Source organism: Streptosporangium sp. CA-115845, from assembly GCF_050943795.1.
Taxonomy (GTDB): Bacteria; Actinomycetota; Actinomycetes; order Streptosporangiales; family Streptosporangiaceae; genus Streptosporangium.
In genome coordinates this window covers 2,655,794-2,679,474 of sequence record NZ_CP191988.1, presented here as the reverse complement: position 1 = coordinate 2,679,474, position 23,681 = coordinate 2,655,794, and the positions used below count along the sequence as shown (strand labels likewise).

At 66.7% G+C, this 23,681-nt stretch carries 18 protein-coding genes; 9 read left to right on the top strand and 9 right to left on the bottom strand.

From position 1 onward, the window contains the following. The first annotated feature begins 145 nt into the window (after window positions 1–145). Together ACQP0P_RS14405 and ACQP0P_RS14400 are read left to right on the top strand one after the other, a co-directional pair. Window positions 146–2,185: a hypothetical protein gene (locus ACQP0P_RS14405; RefSeq protein WP_433376167.1), complete on the top strand. Its 2,040-nt coding sequence runs from the start codon at window positions 146–148 to the stop codon at window positions 2,183–2,185. 133 nt (window positions 2,186–2,318) lie between these two features. Next, window positions 2,319–2,738, top strand: coding sequence for an ester cyclase (locus tag ACQP0P_RS14400; protein ID WP_433376164.1), 420 nt, complete (start codon window positions 2,319–2,321; stop codon window positions 2,736–2,738). A 321-nt stretch (window positions 2,739–3,059) separates the two neighbouring features. On the opposite strand, the gene ACQP0P_RS14395 is transcribed toward ACQP0P_RS14400, so the two are convergent. The 4 genes from ACQP0P_RS14395 to ACQP0P_RS14380 all read right to left on the bottom strand — a co-directional run bounded on the left by ACQP0P_RS14395 (window position 3,060) and on the right by ACQP0P_RS14380 (window position 9,921). Further along, entirely contained in the window at window positions 3,060–4,103 is a 1,044-nt protein-coding gene (locus tag ACQP0P_RS14395) for a PLP-dependent cysteine synthase family protein (RefSeq protein WP_433376161.1), read from the bottom strand. Between the two features lie 325 nt (window positions 4,104–4,428). Continuing rightward, window positions 4,429–6,654 (bottom strand): DEAD/DEAH box helicase, encoded by a 2,226-nt coding sequence (locus ACQP0P_RS14390; RefSeq protein WP_433376158.1) that lies wholly within the window; start codon window positions 6,652–6,654, stop codon window positions 4,429–4,431. Then, window positions 6,623–7,933 carry an ATP-binding protein gene (locus ACQP0P_RS14385; protein WP_433381868.1) on the bottom strand — a complete coding sequence of 437 codons (1,311 nt, stop codon included), beginning with the start codon at window positions 7,931–7,933 and terminating at the stop codon, window positions 6,623–6,625. Before ACQP0P_RS14385 ends, ACQP0P_RS14390 begins: the two co-directional genes overlap by 32 nt. A gap of 2 nt (window positions 7,934–7,935) precedes the next feature. After that, the gene (locus ACQP0P_RS14380) at window positions 7,936–9,921 is read right to left on the bottom strand and encodes a TerB N-terminal domain-containing protein (RefSeq protein ID WP_433376155.1); all 1,986 of its coding nucleotides are present in this window, start codon (window positions 9,919–9,921) and stop codon (window positions 7,936–7,938) included. Window positions 9,922–10,304: 383 nt separating this feature from the next. On the opposite strand from ACQP0P_RS14380, the gene ACQP0P_RS14375 reads away from it, so the two are divergent. Further along, on the top strand, window positions 10,305–10,481 hold the full coding sequence (locus ACQP0P_RS14375) for a hypothetical protein (RefSeq protein WP_433376152.1): 177 nt from the start codon (window positions 10,305–10,307) through the stop codon (window positions 10,479–10,481). A 51-nt stretch (window positions 10,482–10,532) separates the two neighbouring features. On the opposite strand, the gene ACQP0P_RS14370 is transcribed toward ACQP0P_RS14375, so the two are convergent. Then, window positions 10,533–11,507 carry a GNAT family N-acetyltransferase gene (locus ACQP0P_RS14370; protein WP_433376149.1) on the bottom strand — a complete coding sequence of 325 codons (975 nt, stop codon included), beginning with the start codon at window positions 11,505–11,507 and terminating at the stop codon, window positions 10,533–10,535. Between the two features lie 387 nt (window positions 11,508–11,894). Here ACQP0P_RS14370 and ACQP0P_RS14365 point away from each other — a divergent pair, with 387 nt between their 5' ends. Genes ACQP0P_RS14365 through ACQP0P_RS14355 form a run of 3 tightly spaced genes read left to right on the top strand, consistent with a single transcriptional unit; the run spans window position 11,895 to window position 15,407 of the window. Then, window positions 11,895–13,217 (top strand): prenyltransferase/squalene oxidase repeat-containing protein, encoded by a 1,323-nt coding sequence (locus ACQP0P_RS14365; protein WP_433376146.1) that lies wholly within the window; start codon window positions 11,895–11,897, stop codon window positions 13,215–13,217. After that, a complete protein-coding gene (locus tag ACQP0P_RS14360) occupies window positions 13,210–14,508 on the top strand; it encodes a methyltransferase domain-containing protein (protein ID WP_433376143.1) in 1,299 nt (432 codons plus the stop codon). Before ACQP0P_RS14365 ends, ACQP0P_RS14360 begins: the two co-directional genes overlap by 8 nt. Then, entirely contained in the window at window positions 14,505–15,407 is a 903-nt protein-coding gene (locus ACQP0P_RS14355) for an adenosine deaminase family protein (protein WP_433376140.1), read from the top strand. Before ACQP0P_RS14360 ends, ACQP0P_RS14355 begins: the two co-directional genes overlap by 4 nt. On the opposite strand, the gene ACQP0P_RS14350 is transcribed toward ACQP0P_RS14355, so the two are convergent. The 3 genes from ACQP0P_RS14350 to ACQP0P_RS14340 form a co-directional block, all read right to left on the bottom strand. After that, window positions 15,377–16,177, bottom strand: a complete 801-nt coding sequence (locus ACQP0P_RS14350) for a class I SAM-dependent methyltransferase (protein ID WP_433376137.1) — start codon at window positions 16,175–16,177, stop codon at window positions 15,377–15,379. The genes ACQP0P_RS14355 and ACQP0P_RS14350 overlap by 31 nt on opposite strands. A 235-nt stretch (window positions 16,178–16,412) precedes the next feature. Continuing rightward, window positions 16,413–17,948, bottom strand: coding sequence for an SDR family NAD(P)-dependent oxidoreductase (locus ACQP0P_RS14345; protein ID WP_433376134.1), 1,536 nt, complete (start codon window positions 17,946–17,948; stop codon window positions 16,413–16,415). 217 nt (window positions 17,949–18,165) lie between these two features. After that, window positions 18,166–18,468: a nucleoside triphosphate pyrophosphohydrolase gene (locus tag ACQP0P_RS14340; protein ID WP_433376131.1), complete on the bottom strand. Its 303-nt coding sequence runs from the start codon at window positions 18,466–18,468 to the stop codon at window positions 18,166–18,168. A 136-nt stretch (window positions 18,469–18,604) separates the two neighbouring features. Between ACQP0P_RS14340 and ACQP0P_RS14335 the strand changes: the two genes are divergently transcribed. Together ACQP0P_RS14335 and ACQP0P_RS14330 are read left to right on the top strand one after the other, a co-directional pair. Beyond that, complete coding sequence (locus ACQP0P_RS14335) at window positions 18,605–19,618, top strand: hypothetical protein (RefSeq protein WP_433376128.1); 1,014 nt, start codon at window positions 18,605–18,607, stop codon at window positions 19,616–19,618. Between the two features lie 257 nt (window positions 19,619–19,875). Then, a complete protein-coding gene (locus ACQP0P_RS14330; RefSeq protein ID WP_433376125.1) occupies window positions 19,876–20,610 on the top strand; it encodes a phosphotransferase enzyme family protein in 735 nt (244 codons plus the stop codon). Here ACQP0P_RS14330 and ACQP0P_RS14325 read toward each other — a convergent pair. Then, the gene (locus ACQP0P_RS14325) at window positions 20,604–21,983 is read right to left on the bottom strand and encodes a hypothetical protein (protein WP_433376122.1); all 1,380 of its coding nucleotides are present in this window, start codon (window positions 21,981–21,983) and stop codon (window positions 20,604–20,606) included. The two genes, ACQP0P_RS14330 and ACQP0P_RS14325, sit on opposite strands and share 7 nt — an antisense overlap. A 207-nt stretch (window positions 21,984–22,190) precedes the next feature. Here ACQP0P_RS14325 and ACQP0P_RS14320 point away from each other — a divergent pair, with 207 nt between their 5' ends. Continuing rightward, window positions 22,191–23,180 carry an ATP-binding protein gene (locus ACQP0P_RS14320; protein ID WP_433376119.1) on the top strand — a complete coding sequence of 330 codons (990 nt, stop codon included), beginning with the start codon at window positions 22,191–22,193 and terminating at the stop codon, window positions 23,178–23,180. Window positions 23,181–23,681 lie beyond the last annotated feature (501 nt).

The following is a 23,681-nucleotide window of genomic DNA, read 5'->3' as shown; positions in this document are numbered from 1 at the left end:
CGTGCGTGCCGAGGGGAAACGTGTCCTCGACGACCTCCTGACCGGCCTGGCCGCCGACCCGCGCACACCGTCCCTGCGGAAAGGAATGGCCGGGACATGACACGAACAGCGGGAGCGAGCGACTCGACCTGGTAGTACTGGGTTCATGGTGCGGACGCATTTCGATCCGGAGGAGGCCGAGGAGTTCGAGTCGGCGAAGGACCTGCTGATCCGCCGCTGCCTCGCCTGGGCGGATGAGCACGGCCTGCGGGCCGAGGAGGCGATGCTGGCAGCGGCCCTGGACGCACGGCACCTCAGCCGCGACGGACGGCTGGCCTGCTGGGACGCGCGACAGGTGCGGCGTTTCCTGCTGGAATGGATCCCCCGGCACCTCGCGGCCGAGCGGGATGTCCTCGCCACCGCGCCGGAAAACCTGCTGACGCTCCTGCGCTACCTCGCCGCGTCCGGCCTGCGCGACCCTCGGGGCGCCTCCCTCGCTGAGCTGGAGGCGGCCGTGGCCGAGGCCACGGCGGAGTATCCGGCCGCGCTGGCCGACCCGGCCCGGCAGGGCATCGGCAAGTTCTGGGCGCAGACCGCCCTCGACAACGGCATCGTCCTCGACGACGAAAGGGCCGTGGCCGGATTCCAGCGCGAGGTCGACGCGGGCCGGATACGGTTCGACGCCGACGTGCTCGACAAGCTTCTCTGGGCCGAGTTCGCCGGTTCCGGCCCCGACGACGAGCGGGCCTTCCCCCAGGCTCCCGTCGCCCTCCCTCCCACCGCCGAACTCGCCGCCGAGGCCGCCCAAAGCGAGGTCGTACGGCAGCTGATCGCCCTGACCGGCTGGGTGGGGACGGGCGGGCGGCCCCTCACCAAGACCGGAAACCTGCGGCTGGCCGACGCCCGCGAGCTGGCGGCGCTGCTGGGCACCGGGGAGCAGGATCTGCGGGTGCGCAGCTCCGCCGAGCTGCCCCGGGTGAGCCTCCTGCTGGCGTGGGCGAAGAAGACCGGCCTGGTGCGAGTGCGCAAGGGCCACCTGGTCCCGGTGGCCAAGGCCGCCCCCCTCCTGCGTGACCCGGAGGCGCTGTGGCGGCGCGCGTTCGAGGCGGTCTTCGAGCTGGGCACCGAGATCTGCGCGCCCACCTTCAGGGGGCCCGGCTCCTCGATGCTCGCCACGGCGTTCGACCTGCTGCTGCCCGACGTGCTGAACGCGATGTACGGCATGCCGATCCCGATGCCCGTGGCCCGGCTGCAGGAGACCGTCTGGCTGGCCTGCCAGGAGTACTTTGTGCTCGACCCCGAGGAGGACGGCTTCCGTCAGGACATCTGGCGCCGCCGGGCCGAGGGGGACCTGCTCGCGGTGTTCGACGCCCTTGCCGGCCTCGGTGCCGTCGAGCCGAGCCACGGCATGCCCGACGAGCTGTACTCCAGCGACCTGCGTCCCGGCGAGTTCGGCGAGTTCGGCGAGGACGACCTGCCGTTGCCGCCCGAGGCACGCGCCCGGCTCCTGCCGCGCCTGGCGGAGCCGGGCCCGCTGGTACGGCTGACGCCGCTGGGCACCCGAGCCGTACGGGAGCGGCTGCTCGCCGACGGGCGGGACGCCCCGCTGCTCGGGGAGCTGGCGGACGCCACGGCGGCCGAACTGCTGGGGGTGCTCGCCCAGCACTACACCCAGGAGACGGCGGCGGCCGAGCTCGAAGGCTGGCTGGCGGCGCACGGAGACGACGTCGAGCCGCTCCTGGACGCCGTACGCGCCTGCCCCTTCCGTACCCGCGCCTCCGCCATGCTCACCACCCTGGCGGAGACGCTCCCCGGCGGCCGGTCGATGCGGGCGGGGCTCCGGCATGATCCGACGCTGGGGCCCGTCGTCCTGACCGCCCTCCTGGAGACCGGAGAGCTGCGCCCCGAGGATCTCAGCCCCGATGAGTACTCACTGCTACTCGCCGAGGGGTTGATCAACCTGCTGGAGCTGGGCGGCCCCGAGGCCGTCATGGAGCAGCTCCGCGAGTCGGCGGGCAGGGACGCGCCCGAGTTCATGGCGGAGGTGCTGGATTCGGGGCATCCCACCCGGGCGGCCCTGGAAGAGCTGCGCACCCTGGTGTACGAGCCGATGCTGGCCCGGAGCCACCGGCTCCACCTCGTACCAAGCCCCGCGCCCGGCTCCCGTGGCCGCCCCAGTGGCCGCGGCAGGAAGCGCAGGCACTGACCCAGCGGGTTCCGTGAGGTGTCCGCCCCAACCATCGCGGCAATCTACAGCACAGGCCTCCCTCGGGAGGCGGCCAGGCAGAGCAGAAAAAGCCGCGTCGTATGCAGCCACTCGCGGCGAGAAGGGCGACACCATGACCGATGCCCGGGAAGTGCGCGACAGGTACACCGCCGCGTTCAACACCCATGACATGGACGCGCTGCTGCGCACCGTCAGTCCGATCGGGGTGACCGTCAGCCCAGAAGGCCTGTCCCAAGGGCACGAAGAACTCGCCTCATACCTAAGACAGTTCTGGGAAGCCTTTCCGGACGTTCACGCGGTGGTCGTGGAGTCGTTTGACGTCGATGATGTGGCGATCGACGAGCTGTTGATGGTGGGCACCCATATGGGGCCGTACATGTTGCCCGATGGGCAAGTGATCACGGCGACAGGTCGCCGCGTGTCGATACGCTGCTGCTACGTCTGCACGATTGAGGACGGGCTCATCGTGAGCCTGCGCCTCTACTTCGATCAGTCAGAGTTGCGCGCCCAACTCGGTCTCCCAGGTGAGTGACCTTTCCGTAAAGGTTGGCCGGATTCATATCCAGTGGGCCGACGGCGAGTGAGTTCGGCGTACAGCCGGTCATGACACCTTGATCCGATAGCGCGCCCCCGGCCGTGGGATGTCTGGCTTGTCGAAATTGACTGGACCCGGCCAGGCTCTCCTAATTAGGTTAGGCTAACCTATCTATTTCGGGCGAGCTATCCGCCCCATCCGTCCAGAACGGTGTGACGCACTCCGCCCGGCGGGTTGAAAGAGATGCCCTCGTCCAGGATGGCCACCTGGTCGCCTTTCCGGCAACTGACTCCGATGGCGGCGGGACGCCCACGTGTTTCAAGGGATCGTCCAGGACTCCCCGTGGTCGAGCAGGCGTTCCAGCCGCGCCGCGTGCGGCCGCCAGTCCAACCCCTTGCCCTCCGCCCAGCCGTCGTCATGGCAGGTCCGCAGGTGACGCGCGCCCGCGTCGCCGATCACGGTCACCACATCACCGCGGATGCCCTGGGCACGCATCCGCGTGACGAGTTCCAGCGCACCCCATAGGTTCGCGCCCGTGGCACCACCGACCGTCAGCCCGGTGTCCCGGCGCACCCGGCGGGCGGCGGCCACGCTGGCGGCGTCCGGCACCGGGACGACCAGGTCGACGAGATCGGGGACGAACCCCGGCTCCATCCGCGGCCGGCCGATCCCCTCGATCCGAGACGGCATCCCGGTGCTGTAGTCGGCGGCGCCGCTCACCCAGCCCGGGAAGTAGGCGGAGTTCTCCGGATCGACCACGGCCAGTCGGCCCGGCAGCTCATGGGTGCGCAGGCGACGGCCGACGGCGGCGGAGGTGGCGCCGGTGCCCGCGCCGACGACCACCCAGTGCGGGCACTCCCCCACCTGCCCGAACAGCTCTTCGGCCAGACTCCCCCCGTGCCAGTCGACGGCCGCAGCCGAGACGTAGTGGTCCAGGTAGTGGCCGCCGATCCGATCGGCAAGCTCCCTGGCCTCGCCGTAGATGGCCAGGGGCGGATCGACGTACCGGCATGTCCCGCCCAGCCGTTCGACGCCCTCCCCCGAGGACCTCCTGGGCATCACCGCGATGTACGGCAGGCCGAGCAACCGGGCGAAGTAGGCCTGGGCGACCGCCATCGCACCCCCGGTGGCCTCCACCACCGTGCTGCCCTCCGCGATCCGGCCCGAGGCGATCGCCTGGCGGAACAGGGCACGCGCCAGCCGGTGTTTGAGACTCCCCGTCGGCTGCGCCGACTCGTCCTTCATCCACAGCCGCACCTCCCACCCGGCGGGCAACGGGAACCGGCGCAACGGCGTGACAGGCGTCCGCTCCATCTCCGCGTCCAGCAGGGCGACCGCCTCCACCGCCCACGCACTGATCATGTGGACAATCTATGCCGCCGTCGGCACGCGCCGTTGGCACTCGCCCGACGTTCCGACGAGCGTCCCGGCTGACTCCCCCGCCCACGCGCCGAGCACGTGGGCGATCCAGCAAGAAGGCGGGCATCGGCCCTGTCCTGCGGTCAAACTTCCACACGCAGAACGTCAACGCCGCCCGGCTCCTCACTCCCGGGAGGCGACGGGACGGCGGGTGCTGGATTCCGGGCATCCCACGCGAGCGGCCCTGGAGGAACTGCGCGCACTGGTGTACGAGCCGATGCCGACCCGAAGCGGCCGGCTCCGCCTCATGCCAAACCCCGCACCCGGCTCACACTGTCGCCGCAGCGGCGAGGGCACGCAGCGCCTGCCATGCCGCGGGTATGTCGAGACTCCGGGCGGCGTAGGCTCTGGCCAGTAATTGCTCGCCGAGCAGGCCGTCGTACTTCTCCACCCTCTTGTCCGGAACCAGGCGCGCCAACGTGTCGATCTCCGGAGGCGCGTCGGCGGCCAGTTTCTCCAGCAGATCCCCTGTCTCCCCCAGCGAAACGCCCGCCAGCAGGAGGCCGACTCCTTGCCGTTCAACGGCCACGCCCTCAGCGAGGAGTGACAGAGCGATGGTGGTCATGATGACATCGCCGCCGAACGGGAAGAGCACAGTGTCGTTGCCCCAACGGACCAACGGAGTCTCGCGGAGCCGAAACCTCCGATAGGCGTCACGCCCTTCGCCGAGCAACGTCTGAGCGGTCGTATCGAGATAGACGGGGACGGCCGAATCCTCATAGATGCGGCGCATCTCGACCCTGACCCGGTCGTGCACGTCGGGGCCCGCGCCGGTGAACCGCGGCGGACGCCCGCCGGATGATCGTGCGACCTCGATGACCTTGGCCTGCGTGTCAATACGGACAACCTGCCAACGGCGGCCGGCGAAGATGAGGAGGGCGCCCTCGGGCAGGGGTTGCTCCATGGGGAGCGTGCCCAGAGTTCGGCCTGCCGTGACGACTCGATACTCGATGGGTGAGGCGAAGGCGGCGTAGAAGGTGTAGTGGTTCACCAGTCGCTCGCCGACCTGTCCGTGGATGAGCAGGCCGTCGGACTCCTGCCGTACGAGATCGCGGGAGCCGAGATCGCGCAGCAGGGCCGCGAAGGTAGGCGCGTCAACGGCCCGGAAGGGGCCCTCCACGCAGAGCGTGCGGTGGGCGTCCTTTGGGGTGACTCCCCCGTGCTGGGCGATAAGCGACAGTACCTGCTGGATGAGGGTCGACAGGTGCGGTGCGGCCGGACGGGGCGGCTCGTACCAGCGGGCGAGCAGCAGCTCGATGCTCGCGACGGCCTGGACGAGCTGGGCGCGGAGCTCCTCGGCAGGCGGCGTGGCGACGGTGACCTCGGGCTCGCTGACGTACAGCCGCAGTACGGCGGGGCCACCGCGGCGCCCGGAACGGCCGAGCCGCTGCCGGAGAGCGGCGACCCCGGGTGGCGCGCCGACCTGGGCGACGGAGGCCACCGAACCGATGTCGATGCCCATCTCCAAGGTGGAGGTACAGATCGCGATGGCGGGCCGGGAGCGGTCCTTGAGCCTGCTCTCGGTGTCCTCCCGAATGTCCTTGGAGAGGTTGCCGTGGTGCGGTACGAACTCGTTGGGCACGCCGGACTCCTGACAGCGGCGGGCCAGCAGGTCGGTGTAGTGCTCCACCGCGTTGCGAGAGTTGGTGAAGATCAGATTGTGGGATCCACGCAGCGTGGCGAACAGGTCCTCGGCGATCGCGAGCCGACCGCTGTCACCTGTTTCCTCGTCCTCTGGATCGGGTGCGGTCTCCACGTAACCGTGCACCCGAAGCCGGAGTTCCTGCCCGTCGGCCTCTGACACCACCAGCCGCACCCGCCGGCCCCCGCCTGGGCGGAGAAACTCCGCTGCCGCGTCCATGTCGCCGAGCGTCGCCGACAGCCCGACACGGGGCAGGTGACGATGTGCTGCCAGGTCGAGCCTGTGCATGAGGGACTGGAGCTGGGCGCCGCGCTCGGTGCCGATGAAGGAGTGCAGCTCGTCGATCACGACGTAGCGCAGCGCCTTGGCGATGTGGGACATCTTCCACCCGCGCGTGACGAACAGCGCTTCAAGGGACTCCGGGGTGATGAGCAGGATTCCCTCTGGATGGTCCACCAGTTTGCGCTTGCGGTCCCCGCCGACGTCGCCGTGCCACCTCGCGACGGGAATCTCCAAGTGCTCGCACAGCTGGTCCAGCCTGCCGTATTGATCATTGATCAACGCCTTGAGCGGGCTGATGTAGACCACCGAGAAGCCCGGCCTCTCCGGCGGGTTCCCGACGAGCGTGGAGCAGATGGGCAGGAAGGCGGCCTCGGTCTTGCCCGACGCCGTGGCGGCGGCGATGAGCACATCGATGTCGCCGCCCAGCAGCGGAGCCGTGGCCGCCTCCTGGGCATCACGGAGCTCCAGCCATTCCTGCTGCCAGATCCATCTCTGGACCTTCGGGTGCAGCAGCTCAAACGCCGTCGAGGCGGCAGGTTCAGAGCCGGAAGGAGGAGAGGTCGTCATCATTGTGCTCGTCGTATCCGGCTAAGGGTGCCAGGTCAGGGTTGTCCTCCTTGGGCAGCTCGACCGACGGCAGGATCTGCCGCCAATCGATGCCGCGGTTCTGATCGAGTACGGCGAGCAGATCACAGAACGCCTTGATCGTCATGCGGGGCGTTCTGAAGTAGGCCTCACCGAGCCGTTTGGCACAGTGCTGCATGAAGGCCAGCAGCGCGTCGTCCGAGAGCAGGTGTCCGATCGGGTCACCGAAGGCGTGGACATGCCGAAGCTTGGTCAGCAGGACGTAGAGATCCTCCTGCGACAGCGGGACGAGCCGCAACACCGGGCCCGAGTGGTCGATCAGGTCACCCGCGGCGAAAGCGTTCTCAGCCAGCCGCGACTGCAGGGCCGGGTAGCTGTAGAGGCCACGCCGGGTGTCGGTGAGGAACTCGGGGGTACCGCCGAACACGAAGCCCAGGTGGGCGGCCGTGCCCTGCAGGGTGTCGTTCAGGATGCGCAGGACCTGCTCGTAGTTGGAATTGCGGGCCTGAGTCGACGCCAGCTTGTACAGGTTGACCATCTCGTCCAGGCAGACCAGCAGACCGTCGTACCCGGCCAGCCGGACGAACCGGCTCATCAGCTTCAGATGATCGTGGAAAGTCGAGTCGTCGATGATCGTCCGCACCCCGAGCGCGGCCCTGGCCTCGGTCTTCGTGGAGTACTCGGCGCGCAGCCAGCGCACCGCCGCGACCTTGAGCTGCTCGTTCCCCGTGTCGTGGCCGCGCCAGTAGGCGCCGACGACCTCGGCGAAGTCGTAACCTCCGGTCAGCTCGGAAAGGTCGGCGAGCCTAGTCCTGATGACGTGTCCGGGGTCGGCACCGTTCTGCTGCGCCTCGGCCAGTGCGGTGGAGACGAAGCGCTCGACGACTCCAGAAAGGGCTCCCCCGTCGGGCTTGGCACGGGTGGCCATGTTGCGCATCAGCTCGGCGTACAGGCTGCGCGCCTGTCCTCCCGTGGAGTGCAGGCGACGGTCAGGATTGAGATCGGCATGCGTTGTGACCAGCTTCTTCTCCAACGCGATGGATCGCACCAGATGGAGGAAGAACGTCTTACCCGCGCCGAACTCTCCGACGACGAAGCGTACGGCGGAGCCGCCGTCGGCCACCCGCTCGACGTCGGCGACCAACGCCTGTACCTCGGCGATACGCCCCACCTGAACGTGCCGCTGCCCGACACGAGGAACTACTCCCGCCCGCAGCGCCTGCAACAGCGCGTCACGTTCACGAGGGCGGATCGGAACGGTCATGGTCACGTCAGCATCTCTCCCAGCACATCCGGATTCACCATGATCAGGTCGTCTCCTTCCAGCAACGGTTCGCCCGCCAGCTCGTAGGCGGCCTCGTTGAGGCGGTCGAGCGCACCGTCGGGAAGCAGGTTCCAGGCGCCCGCGAGCTGCTGGAAACGGCTCCGGGACAGCTCCTCCACTTCGGCAAGCGCCCGTAGGAGCCCCACATGGGCCTCGTCCAACCCAGGCACGACCTGCGGAGCAGGCGGCTCGTCCTCATCCGTAAAGATCGTTTTCAGCAGATCATCAACCTGGACCGTCTCGTCGATCTTCCGCTTGACCGCCTTCGGGTCGAGCCGGACCACCGGCTCAGGCTGCGGAGTGGGCGTGTCCTCTGGTGGCCGGGGAATGACGTAGCCCTGTCCGGACCGCGCCGGGCGGACCGTCACGGGATCGATGGGAGTCGCCGCCTTGAGGTAGCGCAGCACATGGGCCGGTTTCAGACCGAGCAGCAGGTAAATCTCGGTGAGAGCGACCACCTCCTCGGGCGTGGCAGGACCGTCAACGACCGCCACCCTGGCCAGGAAGGCGGCCACCGAGGGTCGCTCCCTCTTCGGGATCTTCTCGACATCGCCGCACAGGTCCTTCAACGTGACCTTTGTCTCCGCGAGCCAGCAAAGATGTGCATGCAGGCGCCGCCGTTCGCCCTCGGGGAGACCAGGCATCGAGTCGATGTGATCGCTCAGGTGGCTCCGCTCCTGCCTGTTGATGCTTCCGTCCGCGGAACCGATGAGGACGGCCAGGAAGAGACGCAGCCTGGCCATGTCGGAGATATTTGATGCCTCGACGTTCGACCATTCGCTCGCGAACAGCACGATGGACCCCGTAAAGGGAAGCTGCCCTCCGAAACGGGGGTCGGGTTCGACCCCCACTCCCGCCCGGTCGAGCACCGTCACCAGGCCAACGGAATCGTTCTTGAGATCCCCGCCGAGTTCGCCAACCGCCTCGGCGAACTCGGCGACGAGAACGGACGTGTTCTCGTTGCCGCCCAGACGCTGACGCGCCCAATCAGCAAGGGTGGCCACAGACCCGGAGGAGACGTCCACCAGGTCGATCGGCAGCAGGGCCTGACCACGCAACGTCCCACCGCCGCCCTGTACTCGCTTGACGAACCGGTGATACGGATCGAGCTCCGCAGCGCACTCATCCCCCAGCGCTGCGAGCTTCTTGGTGATCGCTGCCTGGTCGAATATGTCGGGAAGTCCGGTCAGCGACAGGCCCATGGGGCGTGGGAAGGACATGCCAACCGGGTCGTAGATCATCCCGACTGCACGATCGCCAGACTGTGCAATCAGCCCCTGGCCATATCGTGCGGCGTACCGTACCCGGAACAGAGTGGCGAACTCCTGAGCGCATGAGGTCGCGGCAGGCCACGGTCCGTGATCCTTGCGCGAACGGACCCAACTCAACGCCCAATCAGCGGGAATCGGCTGCCTCTCGGCTGCGAATCTCGCCAGTCTCACCTTGAGTCTCATCACGGCGCGCTCGGTGCGGGCCGGCGGCGGGGCAAGGTTCTCGAGCAGCGCCGAGAGGATATGGAGAAGCTTGTCCAGCTTCTGCAACCGTCCTCGAAGGTTCGGATAGATGGAGAGAAGTCGCTGCACCTCCCCACGAATGATCGGGATCTCGGCCATGTTGGACCGGCCCCTGGCCAGGTCAGTCACCACTCGCCGTTCCAATCCAGAGAGGTAGACCAACACGAACATGTTCGATACCCCTTGACGCTCGCGCCCTTCTGCCAGCCAGAGCAGGTAGGCCGCGCGTGACTGCGGGGACATCCACGAGTACGAGGGCCATCCGGTCACTACTGTGGTCCAGTCAGGGTGCTGCAGATCGACCGGAAAGTGTGGATCGATCGCTGATGGCTCGACACCGACCTCGAACAGGGGTTTCACACCGGGACCGAGATACAGCATCCCTCCGGGAATATCGACATCGGCGATATTCACCCCACCCCCTGGAGGCACCCACCGGAGAGAGGACTCCACGTATCTCACACCCCAACGCGCACGAAAACATGGCCGATAGGCATATGTGAGCCCTGGCCATCTCCCACCGAACCGACCTTAGCTCGCAAAAAGTGCCTTTCGTTACGAAATATGGGCAAATCCTCCATAAATCCCCTATTGAGCTTCGTTCGACAGGCAGTCGGAACACCCCAGCCGAAGGCTAATTGTGCACTATTCATTTGTTGTCGGGATCATCTTCCCGTTGCCCGCCGCCTTCATCCCAAGCAAGGGCTTTGCCTGCCATTCTGCCTATTCAGCCCTGCACACCGAGGTGCACGCGCCGGCCGCCCGGCCAGGACCTCCCCCACCCGTGCGGTCGCGGCATGATCTGGGCCGTAGAGCCTGGTCAGGTCATCGAGTGCGGCCTGCCGATAGTCGCCTCCGTCGAACAGGAGGCCGACGAGTTGCCCGAGCAGGCCCAGCACCTCGCGGTCATCGGCCCCGAGGATCCGGCTCGCGGGCTCGGCGACCGCGTCGTATCGGGAGTCGCGTACCAGTGACGCCGCCTGCCGGTGCCGCTGGTACGCCGGGTCGTTCCTCGACGGCGGTCGTCACGCCACCGCGGGAACCAGCGGGAGCGCGTAGTCGACTGTACGGTGCGCGATCTCGAACCCGGTGCGGGTGTAGATGCCCAGAGCCCCGGTCGGGTTGTCCGCGTCCACCCCCAGCCCTGCCTTGTCGTACCCCTGCGTACGGAACTCGGCCAGCGCGTGCGCGAGCAGCGCGCTCGCCACCCCGCGCCCGCGCCACTCGCGCAGGGTGCCGATGATCTGGATCCACGCCTCACGGACCCCGGTCGCCTCGGTGTCGGCCTCGAAATAGTGGGTGAGCAGCACGCCCACGCTCTCCCCCGACGCGTCCAGCGCGACGAAGGACCCATCCGGCCGGAACACCTTCACCCCGACGACGGTGTTCCGCCAGGACTCCGCGGTGTGCTGGACGCTCCCCCAGTGGTCGACGAACGAGCGGTTACGCACCTCCCGGACGGCGTCCTCCAGCTCGTCCCGGTAGGTGACGATCCGGAGCCCATCCGGCGGCGAGACCTCCGGCAGTTCGGCGCCCAGGTCGAGGGCCATCCCGTAGAACCACCGGGCCGGCTCCATCCCGGCCCCGGCGACCAGCGCCCGCAAGCCCTCGTTGCGAGTGTCCACCTCGACATGGAGTTCGAGCGGCCGCCCGGGAAAGTGGCGCTCGTGCAGCACCGGGGTGTTGCCGATCGCCCACTCCAGCAGGTGACCCCCCAGCCCCCGGCGCCGATACTCCGGACGCACCCCGCCCCACAGACTCATCCGATGCACCGGCTCGGCCGCGGCCCGAGCCATGGTCACCCCGTACGCGACCAGCCGGCCGGACTCCCACGCCCCCAACGTGCCCGCGACGGGATCGAGCAGCGGGTTGACGAGCTCCTCGGCGAGGTCGTCCGCGTCGCTTCTCCCCCCGACCTGGTCCACCTCATCGATCGCCGTCAGCAACTCCGCCCACGCCTCGACGTCACCCTTGCTCAGCGGGGCCCACTCGACGGTCATGGGTATTAAGCGTAGAAGCAGGCCCCCCTGACCGGCGACCGGTTTTCCCGCCACCGGCTCCCACGGTTGATCTGCCGGACGCCTCACCGCTTTCGAAGGAGCCTCCGACAGGAGAAGCGTCACGCCGCCCTCCCATCTCCCCTGATCGTTCTTCTCAAGCTCCGCAGGGAGCCGGGTGCGTGGCGGCGGGACTTACGAACGGCATCTGACGTCCTCCAAGTTGCCAGGCAGACTTTTACCGGCGGGCTTGACGACCGGCCGGTTTCCGAGAAAGATCAAGATCGAGACCACCTGACGGGAACGCGCCGCGGCCTGTTCTGCTTGAGGACCTCTCTATCCGGCGACCGTGTCGATGGACGGACCAGGAGGACGCGACAGGAGGTGCTGGTGCCCGAATCGACTGATCTTTCGAGCGTGGACATTTCCAGGTCTCTTAATGGTGCGCTCTCCTGCCTGAGTAAAACGTACCGGTCGAACCCTGACGGCTCCGGCGGCTGGTATCACTATCTTGACGACTTGCAGCCGGGTGTCACCGCTTCTGCAGTGGGGCTGTTCACCTTCGATCTGGTCGGCAGCCATTTCGACTGCACCGCCGAAGTGTTGCGCTATCTGCTCAGCGAGCAAGAGCGGACGCCCGAGGGCGAACTGGGTGGCTGGTCGGTCCGCACCACCGAGGGATTCGCCGTTCTGGAGGCCACCGCGTGGGTGGTTCGAGCCCTGAGCCGGCGGGGGGTAGCCGACCTCAAGGTGGTTGACGCCTTACGCGGTGGAGTCGAATGGCTCAAGCGCAATCAGAATCCCGACCGTGGTTGGGGCTCTCATCTCAACGAGCCGTCGAGAGTCTTCCATACCGCACTCGCCACGCTCGCGATGCAGGAGTCCGGCGGCGACCCGGAGGTCATCGCGGGCGGTGTGAGCTGGTTGATCAAGGCACAGAATTCCCAACTGTCGGCCTGGGGACCACTGCCCGGCAAAGAGCCCACCCTGCTGCACACCAGCATCGCCCTATGGGCGCTGAGCCAGGTGCCGGGCGGACTGGAAGAGGAAAAGCGGGCGAAGTGCATGGACTGGATTCTCCAGCGACTTGCCACGTTCCAACACGTTGAGAGGTCAACTCAGGTCGAGGAGTTCAACGTCCCGTATATCCGAGACGGCGCCAACCTTGTCTTCCAGAACTCCCTTCCCCACTTCGCCGGCCCCGTGGCGGTCATCGCGTTGCTGTCCGCCGGTGTCGACCCGCTTAATCCCCGGATCTTCCAGGCGGCTGCCGTGATGATGAGAGATCAGCAGCGCGACGGGCACTGGGAATTGCCGCGCAGCCCCGAGCGGCAGTCGGTCTGGGCCATCTGGCCTTATGTGGCGGCGTTGTCAGCGCTGCGCTCCGCACTCTTCGTCACCGATAAGGGCAGTGTGAAGCTGATCTCGCCGGGCTGCGCCCTCGTCTTCTCCTCAGAACAGGGGCGGAAGGTCGGAGTACGAACGCTTTTCCGGACAAGGCTGCATGGATGGTGGCTCGCGATGCGACAGGCCAAGATTCTGCTCTGGGCCGTCAGCATCGTCGCTGTCACGATCTTCGCGCTGCTACTCAACATGGGGACGTTGACGCTGAATGAATTCCTGCTGGCGATGGCGTTGCCAGTACTCCTGATGGTCTTTCAGATCTCGTGGGACACCATCCGAAGGCGTCGGGAGCAGGATAAGAGTGGCTGAGAACCCTGTTGCGCTGGACTGCGAGCTATGTGTGGAGGTCCTGGCCGGAGTCGCGGTTACGGGAGGTTCGGCCACAGGGCCGACCAGCCCGTTCTTTTCCCGGCTGGTGCACCGAACCTCGGTGGTGGATGTGATAGCAGGACTTGGCGCGCTCGCGCCCGGCTATCTCCTGGTTCTGCCCAGGCAGCACGTCGAGAGCGTGGGGGAACTCGATCTGCAGGACCTCGCCCACGCCTACAGGGTGGCCCGGGAACTCGCCGTGATCGTGCGGCGGAGATTCGGTTGCCGCGTCGCACTGGTGGAGCACGGGTCGTCCGGGTTGGCGGGGTCATCGAAGGCGTGCATCGCCCACGCGCATATCCACCTCTTCCCGTATCCGCCTGGCCGGGAAGGGGCGGAGTTCGTGGCACCGGGGAGCGAGGCTGTCGAAGGGCTGGATGCCTTGCGTTCAGCTGCGGTCCGGGGGCAAAACTATTACTACTGCTCGCTCGCCGGTCAGGAAGGGAGAATTCTGGTGAACCCTGAACTGCCTTCGCAGTTCGCCCGGCAGAGATGGGCGAGCATGCTGGATGTCGCCGACAAGTGGGATTGGCTGATCTATCCGCAACTGGAGACGGTGACCAGCACCATGGACGTGCTTCGACGGGACTTGACGCACGAAGGGTCCCAGCTGCACGAGACCCTTCTCGGATATTCCGCGATGGCCTCGGACTACGTCCGGCGCACCAGTGTGTTTCCGAAGAACTCGGTGCTGAAGGATGAGATTGCCCGGCTCTCCGATCTGGCCGAGGGCAGCATTCTCGACGCTGGAGCGGGAGGAGGGCGTGACTCACTGCTCTTCGCCAAGCTCGGCCGAGATGTCATCGCGCTCGATGCCTGTCCCGACTTCGTGGCGGCCCTTCCCAAGAACGACCGGATCAGGCCGATGCTCGGCGACATCAGGGCGCTGCCGCTGGAAGCGGAGTCGGTGGGCGGAGTGTGGTGCTCAGCCGTACTTCTGCATTTGGATCAGTCGGATGTCGAGGTTGCCTTCGAGGAGTTCTTCCGGGTACTCAGGCCAGGGGGTGTGATGTACGCGTCTGTCAAGGAAGGGAGTGGACGCGACACCCGTGAGGCTTACGGCGCTTCGGAGCGACTGCTTCACTTCTTCTTCTATCGAGCGGAGACACTGACCGAGATCGCGATGGACGTCGGGTTTGAGGTGCTCGAGACCTGGACGGGCGATGAGCCTGACTCCTCCGGGGAGGTCACGAGCTGGGTGAAGGTGCTGCTGCGGAAGGCAGCTGAATGATTCCGCACCTGCACCTCCATCTGGAACCGTCGATCCGGAAACAGATGGAGGTAGGGCGCAAGCACACGTCGGTCAATGGCGACGAATTCTTCGCCTTCCGCCGGGTCGACAGGACGGATCGCCCGCGTACGAAGCTGACGGACCTGCGTGACTACCTGCTCGCATTGCACGCCGAACAGCGCGGTCAAGGCGTCGACTATGTGGAGATGCGGCTGTCTCCTGAGCGGTTCATCCGCGACGGGGCGAGCTGGGGGCGGTTGCTCGGTGAGCTTCAGGCGGTTCTTTGGCCGCTTTCCGAGCCGCGGATCCGGGTGGTTCTGGTCATCGTCCGCGGTTGCCCGGACAAGTTCATACGTGAGATTCACGACACCGTGCTGGGCACGCTGCCGCCAGTGGTCGTGGGATTGGACCTCGCCGGGGATGAGCGGCGGCCGTGGGATATCTCATCGGTACGCTCGCTGTTTTTCGCCGCCCGTGAGACTCTCGGCCTGGCCGTGCACGCCGGGGAGTTCGGCACCGCTACCGACGTGTGGCGTGCGGTGGACGAGCTCGGCGCTCAGCGCATCGGCCACGCGGTGGCCGCGGGGAAGAGTACAGCCCTGCTGCGCCGGCTCGCCGGGGACGGCATCATGGTCGAGGTCTCGCTCACCTCGAACCTCGCACTTGGCGCGGTGAAGTCGCCCGGTGAGCATCCGGTGACGGCATATGTGGAACACGGGGTGCCGATCTGCTTCAACACCGACATCCCTGTGGAGACCGGGTGCACGCTCGACGACGAACTCCAGCTGGCTTCCCGGATCTTAGGTCTCGGTTGGGACGAGATTCTGGAGATACAGCGGAACGCGATGCGCTTCCATTTCGGCCGCGATCAGGACTTCTGGAGAACCACCCGAACATAACGCCCGCGCCAGGCCCCGTTCGGTGAGTCGGCCGTTTCCCAGTGCACGATCCGGAAGCGTTCGTCCAGCGCTTTTCTGACGCCTTCGGAAGTGTCGAGCTCATAGTCGACCGCGTGTGCGGCGTACTCCTCGGCCAGCCGTGCGACGGTTGGGATCGGAATTCTCGTGTCCCGCTGGAACGGCTCCCACGAAGCGACCGCAGTCTGGACGAAGGAATCGACCAGTGTTTCCCGGCGGTCAACCGGGATATCGGGGTCGAGCACCCGGATCGTGGTGACGGCTCTACCGCCGGGGGCCAGTAACGCGTGCCAGGCGTCGAGGAGCGCCGACCGGCTCTCGCCGTTGGATCGGGACAGGAAGGAGTCGGAGCACACGAGGTCGAACTCGCCGTGCCGGAAGTCGCGCACGTCGGCGTGCTCCGTGGCGAGGGCGACACCCAGCCGTTCGGCCATCCACTCGCACGCGATCAGCGGAGTAGGGCACCTGTCCACGACGGTCACCGATCGCCTCGCCTCGCCCAGGGCATCCAGCACGTAGGCCGGCATCGTGTAGTCGGAGGTGCCAGAGACCAGAGCCCTTACCTCTGCCGGCGCCGTGGCGGGTGGCAGCCAGCGCTGGTAGAACTCCGCGTGCCAGTCTGGGTTGGAGACCAGATCGATGAGGCGGAAGCACTGCCAACTGCCGTGATACCAGGCGCAGGATCCGTTGCCGGTCTCGCCGCAGGTGCGCGGCGCGAGGGAGGCGAAATGCGCCGCGCTTTCCGCGAGCAACCCTGGAAGCGCGGGTACGGTCTGCGGAACCGTCGGTGAGTGGGAAGTGGACCTGGGCGAGCTCGAGTTGTCGTCCCTGGAAGAGGTCGTCACGGTAGCCCTCAGATTGGGGAAGTGAAGCCACGATAACTTGATCGCGACCATGTCGCCAGCCGCGGAATGGCTTGAACCAGACGGTTCGCGAGCCCGCCCGCGTCCAGAGACACCTCCGTACGATCCCGGTCATGAGGTCCGCCTACCACGGTGCCTGCGCGTAGTCCTTGAGGAAGACGCCGTGCACCGGGTCGCCCGCCTCGCCGCGCACGATCGGGTCGTAGACCCGCGCGGCACCGTCGATGACGTCCAGCGGCGTCCGGCGGTCGAGCCACTCCCGCACCGGCACCGGGTTCTCGTCGGTGATCCAGCCGGTGTCCACGCTGCACATGTACACACCCTGCCGTGCCAGATCGGCGGCGCTGGTACGGGTCAGCATGTTCAGCCCGGCCTTGGCCATGTTGGTGTGCGGGTGACGGCCGGTCTTGTTCGGCACCGCGAACTGTCCCTCCACCGCCGACACGTTCACGACGTACCGGCGCGAGAAGGGCGCGGCGAGCAGCAACGGCAGCAGCCGGTCGATCAGCAGGAACGGCGCGACCGCGTTGACCAGCTGGACCTCCAGCAGCTCGGCCGGGTTCACCTCACCGATCCGCACCGACCAGGAGTTACGCACCGACATATCCGGCAGCAGACCGGACGCGTCCGGCACTCCCAGATTCACATCCCCGGAAGGCGGGACCGACAGTCGCTTGGCCTCGTCCACGGAAGTCGAGAGGGTCTCATCCCCGAAAGGAGATACAGGAAGACCTGGCAGATCCCAAGCCCCGTCACCTGACGGCACCGGAAGACCCGACAGATCCCGGAGCCCGTCACTTGGCGACGACAGCGAAAGACCCGGCAGACCCCAGCCCTCATCATCGGAAGGCGGCATCGGAAGACCCGACGGACCCCGGTTCCCGGCACCGGAGAGTCGCACCGTAGGACCCGGCGTGAACCCCGGCACCGTCGACGCCCCCGGCGGAAGCCCGGCCCGCTCCCCCTCTAGCAGGGCGGTGTAGGCCGACGGCGGCCGACGCAGGGTCTGCGCGGCATTGTTGACCAGGATGTCCAGCGGATCCCCGGCCGCCAGGAACCGGTCAGCGAGCGCGATGACCTGGCGAGGGTCGCACAGATCGATCCCCACGACCTCCAGGCGCCCGCCCCAGTCACCGGCCGCCGCGAACCTGCTGACCGCGTCGGCCGGAAAACGGGTGGTCACCGTGACATGGGCGCCGTCACGGAGCATCTTCAGCGCGAGCTGATGCCCTATCTTCGTCCGCCCCCCGGTGACCAGCGCCCGCCGCCCCGACAGGTCGGTACGGGCCGTACGACGGGCCGCGTTGAAGGCCGCGCACGAGGGGCAGAGCAGGTGATACAGGCTGCCCACCCGGGTGAAGCGCTCCTTGCAAACGTAGCAGCGTCGCGCCCTGCACAGCTCTCCGGCCGGCTCTCCCACCGCTCTCTCCGAGAGGGGAACGTCGATCACCCGGTCCGGACTGCCCATCGCGGTGGCCGCCAGCACCGCGGCGTCGGCCTCCTTCGCGGCATGATCACGCTCCTGCCTGCGGCGCTGCTGCCCGTCACGGACCAGTGCGAGCGCCGCGTGCGCGATCCACCTGCGATCCGGATCGTCCAGCGGGAGCCGCCTGGCCTCGCCAAGCGCTCGCAGGACCGTCCAGACGGTCTCGGAGTCCACGTCATCCTCCCGGGGGTGGGGCCGGCTGGATTCTCTTTCCCTGTCAGAGAAAGCGCGACGGCCAACTGCGCTACGGCCCCCACGCAGAACGGCTCGGTTTCGAACCGGCACCTGCGTTCACCCTACCGAGAAGATCAACCCATTTTTGATCATTCGCCGGACTCCGAAGGGCCGCGTTAGAGATGGGAGGAAGGACCATAGGTTGCCCCGATCACCGTCATCCTTCGAGGTAGACACGTCCGAGGAACGCCCCCCGCGCGGCCCGCTTGGCCTCGGCGACCTTCTCGATGTCCGCCCACTCGTGCCCGTGCACCTTGGCGACGGCCCGCAGCACTTCGAGCACGTCGGCGATCTCCTCCGCCACTTCGGTCACCGAAGCCTCGCGCAGCTCCGCCGCCTCCTCGAACAGCTTCTCCAGCAGCGCCGCGCGGTAGTCGTCCTCGCCGAGCACGGTCACCACCGGCTCCCTGCCGTGCTCCCGAATGATCTCCGGAATCCTGTCCCGCACGAGTTTCCCCACCTCAGAGCACTCCTTCGCACACGTACGGCTTCCTTCGGAAAGCCCCGAGACTACCGGGCTCCTCCGCCGTGCGCGTTTCCCAGCACGAGCGGTGAAAATGGCCTGTATTTCGGCAAATACCCCCCAAGGATGGCGGATGGATTTCTCTCACTGGGAACAGAGCCCACGCTCCTCGTGGCGCATGGCCGTACTGATAGGGGCGAACACCCGCACCTACAAGTTCGCCCTCGGCTCCGCGCTCCTGGACGCCGCCGCCGAAGGCCGGTCGGAGATCCTGCTCCGCGACCTGGCGGTGCCGTACGCGATGGGACTGGTACGGCACATCGGCCAGGCACCGCAGATGCGCCTGCGCGCGGAGCGGGGAGAATCGGACTTCCTCTCGGTGGCCGAGCGAGAGGCTGCCGAGTCGCTCAGACTCGGCAGCCCCACCGAGAAACTGCTGGCAGCGGCCATCCGGAGCATGCCCGGGATGGTGATGCAGAAGTTCCACAACCTGCCCAGCGGAGGAGCGGAGGTGCCACATCGCTTCTACGAGGTGACCGGACGCTCCCCCGAACAGGTCGTCCGGCTGAGCAGGGAACTCCGCGACATCGCCCAGTCGGAGCAGGCCCCGACCCTACGAGGCGAGCTGGCAGCCCGCTGGAGCATCGTGGAGACGTCCTTCGCCATCGGGATCGGCCAGAGCCTGATCGATGAGGGTGTGGCCGTGGACATGACCACCCTGCAGATCACCGACAGGCAGCGCCGCCGATCGGTCACCGGCGTCACAGACGCGGTCATCGGCTTCCAGCGCGGCCTCTGCCTGATCTGCACGGAACCCATCACGCCGGGCGAGGACGACATCGCCGTCGACCATGTGTTCCCCTACTCGTTCATGAGACTTCTCCGCTCCGGAGAGCAGGACGCGCCTCTGGACCTGGACGCGGTCTGGAACCTGGCCCCCACCCACGCGCGCTGCAACGGCCCAAAGAGCAACCGGCCGCCCACGCGAGAGGAGATGACCAGGCTGGCACAGCGAAACGAAGCCATCATGCAGTCGCCGGTCCCCCTCAAGAAGACCCTGGAACTGACCCTGAAGCACAACAAGCACAGCAGCACCCGACCAGGCGAGTGGCCCAGGTTCATCCAGCACGTACGTGATCTACTTTGAGTCGCGCCGTCAACATGTGAGTGCTGGAGTCTGCTCCCAGGGCAGGGGATAGCGTTCGGTTCATGACCGAGAGTCGAACGGCTGTATCGCCCGCTGATCGCCCCGGATCTCCCTTCACCTCTGAGAGCACCAAGGCCACACTTCTGCGGGCATGCACCCGAGTCGGACTTGATCCGTCGAACGCCCGGTTGATCCGGCTCGGGGAGAACGCGGTCTACCGCCTGGCTTCATCCGTGATCGTACGCATCGGTCGGACGGTGGCGTACATACATGATGCTCAGAAGGAAGTCGCGGTAGCCGACTGGCTGACCACCGAGGGCTTCCCCGTTGTGCGCGCGCTCTCCCTCGATCAACCCCTCATCCTGGACGGACGTGTTGTCACGTTCTGGGAGTCCATCTCCGAGGTCGAGGACTACGCCTCGCCCGCTGAGCTGGGCACCCTGCTCGCCAGGCTCCACACGATGAGAACGCCAGCAGGGTTGCGGCTCCCCCGGCTGGAGCCCTTCGCGCGGGCGGAGCGCCGGATCGAGGACAACGACTGGTTCAGCCCCGGGGACGCCGCATTCCTACGCGAGCGACTCGCTCGACTACGCGATGAATACGCGGCGCTGAGTTTCGAGCTTCCCCAGGGTGTGATCCATGGGGATGCGAGCGTGGGCAACGTCATCCGCGACCGTACGGGGCGCCCGGTGCTGCTCGACCTGGACGGCTTCGCGCTGGGACCTCGCGAGTGGGATCTCGTCCTCACCGCGATCTACTACGAGCGCTTCGGCTGGCACACCGCCCAGGAGTACGACGCCTACACCCAGGCTTACGGCTTCGACGTGATGCGCTGGCCCGGCTACCGGGTCCTGGGCGATGTCCGGGAGTTCCTCATGGTCACCTGGCTCAGCCAGAAGGCAGGTCAGGACGAACGGGCCGCCGCAGAGGTGCGCAAGCGGATCCGAGCGTTGAGGACCGGCGCTGGGCGAGACGATTGGGAGCCCTACTGAGCCGTCGTCACCTGCTGCCACAAAGAGAAAGCCGCAGCCTGTTCGAAAAAGTCGCCGAGTTCCACGGAGGTGACCGTCGGCGTGAGCCGCACCGAGAACTCACGAAAATAGCTCGCACAGCGGGCAGAGCGTAGCTGCTCGCCAGCTTTCATTGCGACCAGGGCGGCCAGGCATGCCTGTCCGACTTCTCCCGCGCCGAGCTGTGCGTCCGCGAGAACCATCGCGGCGAAGAAGTCGCTTCGCAGATACTCGCCATCCCGGTCGGCCTTGACGCTCGGGGTCACGTACTGGCTGGCCGCCACCGGACGTCCCAGGTCACGAAAGCAATGGCCGAACTCGGCGGCGAGTTCGGCCTCGTCGAAGTAGCCGATCCAGTCCGGGTCGTCGTCGGGGTTTCGCCGCTCGAACTCCCGTACGGCCTGAGTCAGAGCACGATCACAGGCAGGGGCATCGCCCAGACGTGCCAGCGCTCGGGCCTCCATCGTGTGGAAGTGCGCTGTCAACGTCGGAGTGGCCACCCCTGCTGTTCCCTGGCGGGCTGCTCGGGCCAGGTTGACGGCTTCGCGATATCGGCCGACGAAGGTGGCCTGGTGGCTCATGGCATCGAGAACACCGGCGGCCAGCAGCCGGTCGTCTGCCGCCTGCGCCAGGCCGAGGGCTTGGATGAAGTAGCGCTGGGCCAGAGCATGCAGGCCGCTGTCGTATGACATCCAGGCTGCCAGAAGAGTGGCTTCGGCCACTACGGAGACGAGACGAGGGCTCGTCTTCTCCGAAGTCCGACCACGTAGAAGGCGGGTGGTGTCCGTATTCAGATAGTGGATGAAAGAACGTCTCGCATGCTCCCCGCCGAACCGATTGTCCAGCTGCGCAAACAGGTCAACCGTGGCGCGAAATCGCGCTATGTCTGCCTCGCCTATCCGAGATTCTCTTTCATCAGTGGACAGCGGCGTCGCGAGGAGCCAGGTCAGGGAAGCGTCGTTCCATGCTCGTGCGTTGATTTGTCCGTCGAGGACGACCGATGCCCCGTTGAGGTCGGCCTGCCACAGTCGCGTGACCGCCTCCACCCCCTCGGCTAGCGCTTCGGGGTAGGCCAATCCCAGGTCCACCGGCAGCTTGACTGAGGATGCCAGACCGGTGTCGGGGAGGGTGACCGTACGTCCCAGGGCTCGGCTCAACGTCGCGATGATCAGCCCTGTGGTGTCGCCGCGAGGCTGCATACCGTTCAGCCACCGACTCACCGACGTGTGATCACAGTTGATGGGAGTTCCGGCGTTCTCCGAGGCATCTCGGATCGCACGGGCAAACGATTTACGAGAAAACCCGGCTTCTTTGACAAGTCGGGCCAATCGGTCATTGGATATCCGCTCCGCCATTCCTCCTCCTCCCGAGTGCACATTTGCGCCCCCTTGAGCGCGCTGCGGCAGGCCCCCGAAAAGGCGCACTCTTGTGTTGTCCAGTCAAGCGGGGATTACCGGCCTGGTCTACGGCAACGAGAAAAGAAGGGGTGGCATGAACCAGTGAATTCTCCGAATTTCCGGCCGTCCATGGACGGATCTCTGAACAAAGATCCTCTTACCTCGATGGGACGCGTCAGCGCTCTTACCCAGCCCTTCGACGAATACGGTAAGCCGTTGGGACGCTTCCGGATGACCGCCTGGTGCCTACCCCCCGACAACGCCGCCCGGCGCGCCCGGGAGCTGTTCCGCGACCAGTTGGCCAAACAGCTCATGGACCCCGACGTGCTCGACGACCTGGAGATCGTCATCTCCGAACTCGTCACCAACGCCACCCGCTACGCCCCCGCCCCCTACGAACTACGCCTCCTGCACGACCACGGCCTCCCGGTCAGAGCAGAGGTCGTCGACGCCGGAGCGGGAACCACCCTCATCCACCACCTCCTACACCGCCCACCGACCATCCCCGAACACCTCGACGACCTCGAACCCGACGGCCGGGGCCTGCACATCGTCACGAACTCACCCACGGCCACTGCGGCACCCAATGGACCCGCCTGTGCGGCACCGGACAACTCGGCACCGCCGTCTGGTTCGACCTCACCACCCGGCCACACCAACCCTGAACTCCCCCGACCTCCGGGCAGACGGGATCGTCCCCCGATCCCCCTGACCCCGGAGCCGGTCCACGCCGACGGCTCCCCCGTGCCGAGCGTGGGCCGCACAAAAAGGCCGGCGTCCGCGGACCCGATCCCACCCCTGTCCGGGACGCCGGCCTTCCTACTTCCACCACGACGGAAAGCACCGGTTCTCATGGTCGTGCCAGCAAACGAACCCCTCCGCCCCCGAGGCCGCCGCCGTCGCGGAGCGGCCCCCGTACCCGACCTCCCCACCCCGGGACCTGCGACGAGCACGGACAACACCACCGACCTGGCCCACGACCTGGAAGCCCGCCACCTCGGCTGGGTCATCCTCTGGCGCCGCTGGGCCCGCCGCTACTGGGCCTTCCCGACCTGGCTCCCCAACGCCCCCGGCCCCATCGAAGCCAGAAATGTCCAGGACCTACTGGCCCAGATGAACGACGTGTATGACCAAGGGGGCAAAGGTCCCAGCTAGGAAAGGCCGAAGGGTCGGCACAGCACTTTCCCCGGAAGCGCTGACGTGGAAGCGGCCCCTCATCCAGACCGATAAGTTTCCGGGATCTGGTCCTCGGTGTCGCAGATCCGACACTAGACCCGAAGCTCTTCCTCGGTGGGAGTCTTGCCGCCGTGCTCCAAGCGGCTGGCGATGACTTCCGAGGCGGCGACATTCCCTGCTCCAGCAACCGCAAGCGCGAAGACCTTTTCCCTAAACGTCGCTCTACCATTTTTCTCATCTATATAGCCCAACAGACACCAATCGCCTTACTTTCGGACTTTTGACACAATTCGGGCCTCAACCCCTACTGTCCGAGCCGTATGATCTACACCCACAAAAGCGAACTCCCCGAGTCGGAGAGAAAATGCACTTCAAACCATGTAGGTTCATTCACCATCGATAGCCAAACGTAGGCAAAGGTGCATGCGTGCAGGACAGACCGAGGTCAACGTGGCAGTTCTATACCACAGCTTCTGGATC

Excerpts from the sequence above, each read along its gene's own strand:
- ACQP0P_RS14405 (WP_433376167.1), top strand. The coding sequence starts at position 146 with ATGGTGCGGACGCATTTCGATCCGGAGGAGGCCGAGGAGTTCGAGTCG.
- ACQP0P_RS14400 (WP_433376164.1), top strand. The coding sequence starts at position 2,319 with ATGACCGATGCCCGGGAAGTGCGCGACAGGTACACCGCCGCGTTCAAC.
- ACQP0P_RS14395 (WP_433376161.1), bottom strand. The coding sequence starts at position 4,103 with ATGATCAGTGCGTGGGCGGTGGAGGCGGTCGCCCTGCTGGACGCGGAG.
- ACQP0P_RS14390 (WP_433376158.1), bottom strand. The coding sequence starts at position 6,654 with ATGATGACGACCTCTCCTCCTTCCGGCTCTGAACCTGCCGCCTCGACG.
- ACQP0P_RS14385 (WP_433381868.1), bottom strand. The coding sequence starts at position 7,933 with ATGACCGTTCCGATCCGCCCTCGTGAACGTGACGCGCTGTTGCAGGCG.
- ACQP0P_RS14375 (WP_433376152.1), top strand. The coding sequence starts at position 10,305 with ATGATCTGGGCCGTAGAGCCTGGTCAGGTCATCGAGTGCGGCCTGCCG.
- ACQP0P_RS14370 (WP_433376149.1), bottom strand. The coding sequence starts at position 11,507 with ATGACCGTCGAGTGGGCCCCGCTGAGCAAGGGTGACGTCGAGGCGTGG.
- ACQP0P_RS14355 (WP_433376140.1), top strand. The coding sequence starts at position 14,505 with ATGATTCCGCACCTGCACCTCCATCTGGAACCGTCGATCCGGAAACAG.
- ACQP0P_RS14335 (WP_433376128.1), top strand. The coding sequence starts at position 18,605 with ATGGATTTCTCTCACTGGGAACAGAGCCCACGCTCCTCGTGGCGCATG.
- ACQP0P_RS14325 (WP_433376122.1), bottom strand. The coding sequence starts at position 21,983 with ATGGCGGAGCGGATATCCAATGACCGATTGGCCCGACTTGTCAAAGAA.
- ACQP0P_RS14320 (WP_433376119.1), top strand. The coding sequence starts at position 22,191 with ATGGGACGCGTCAGCGCTCTTACCCAGCCCTTCGACGAATACGGTAAG.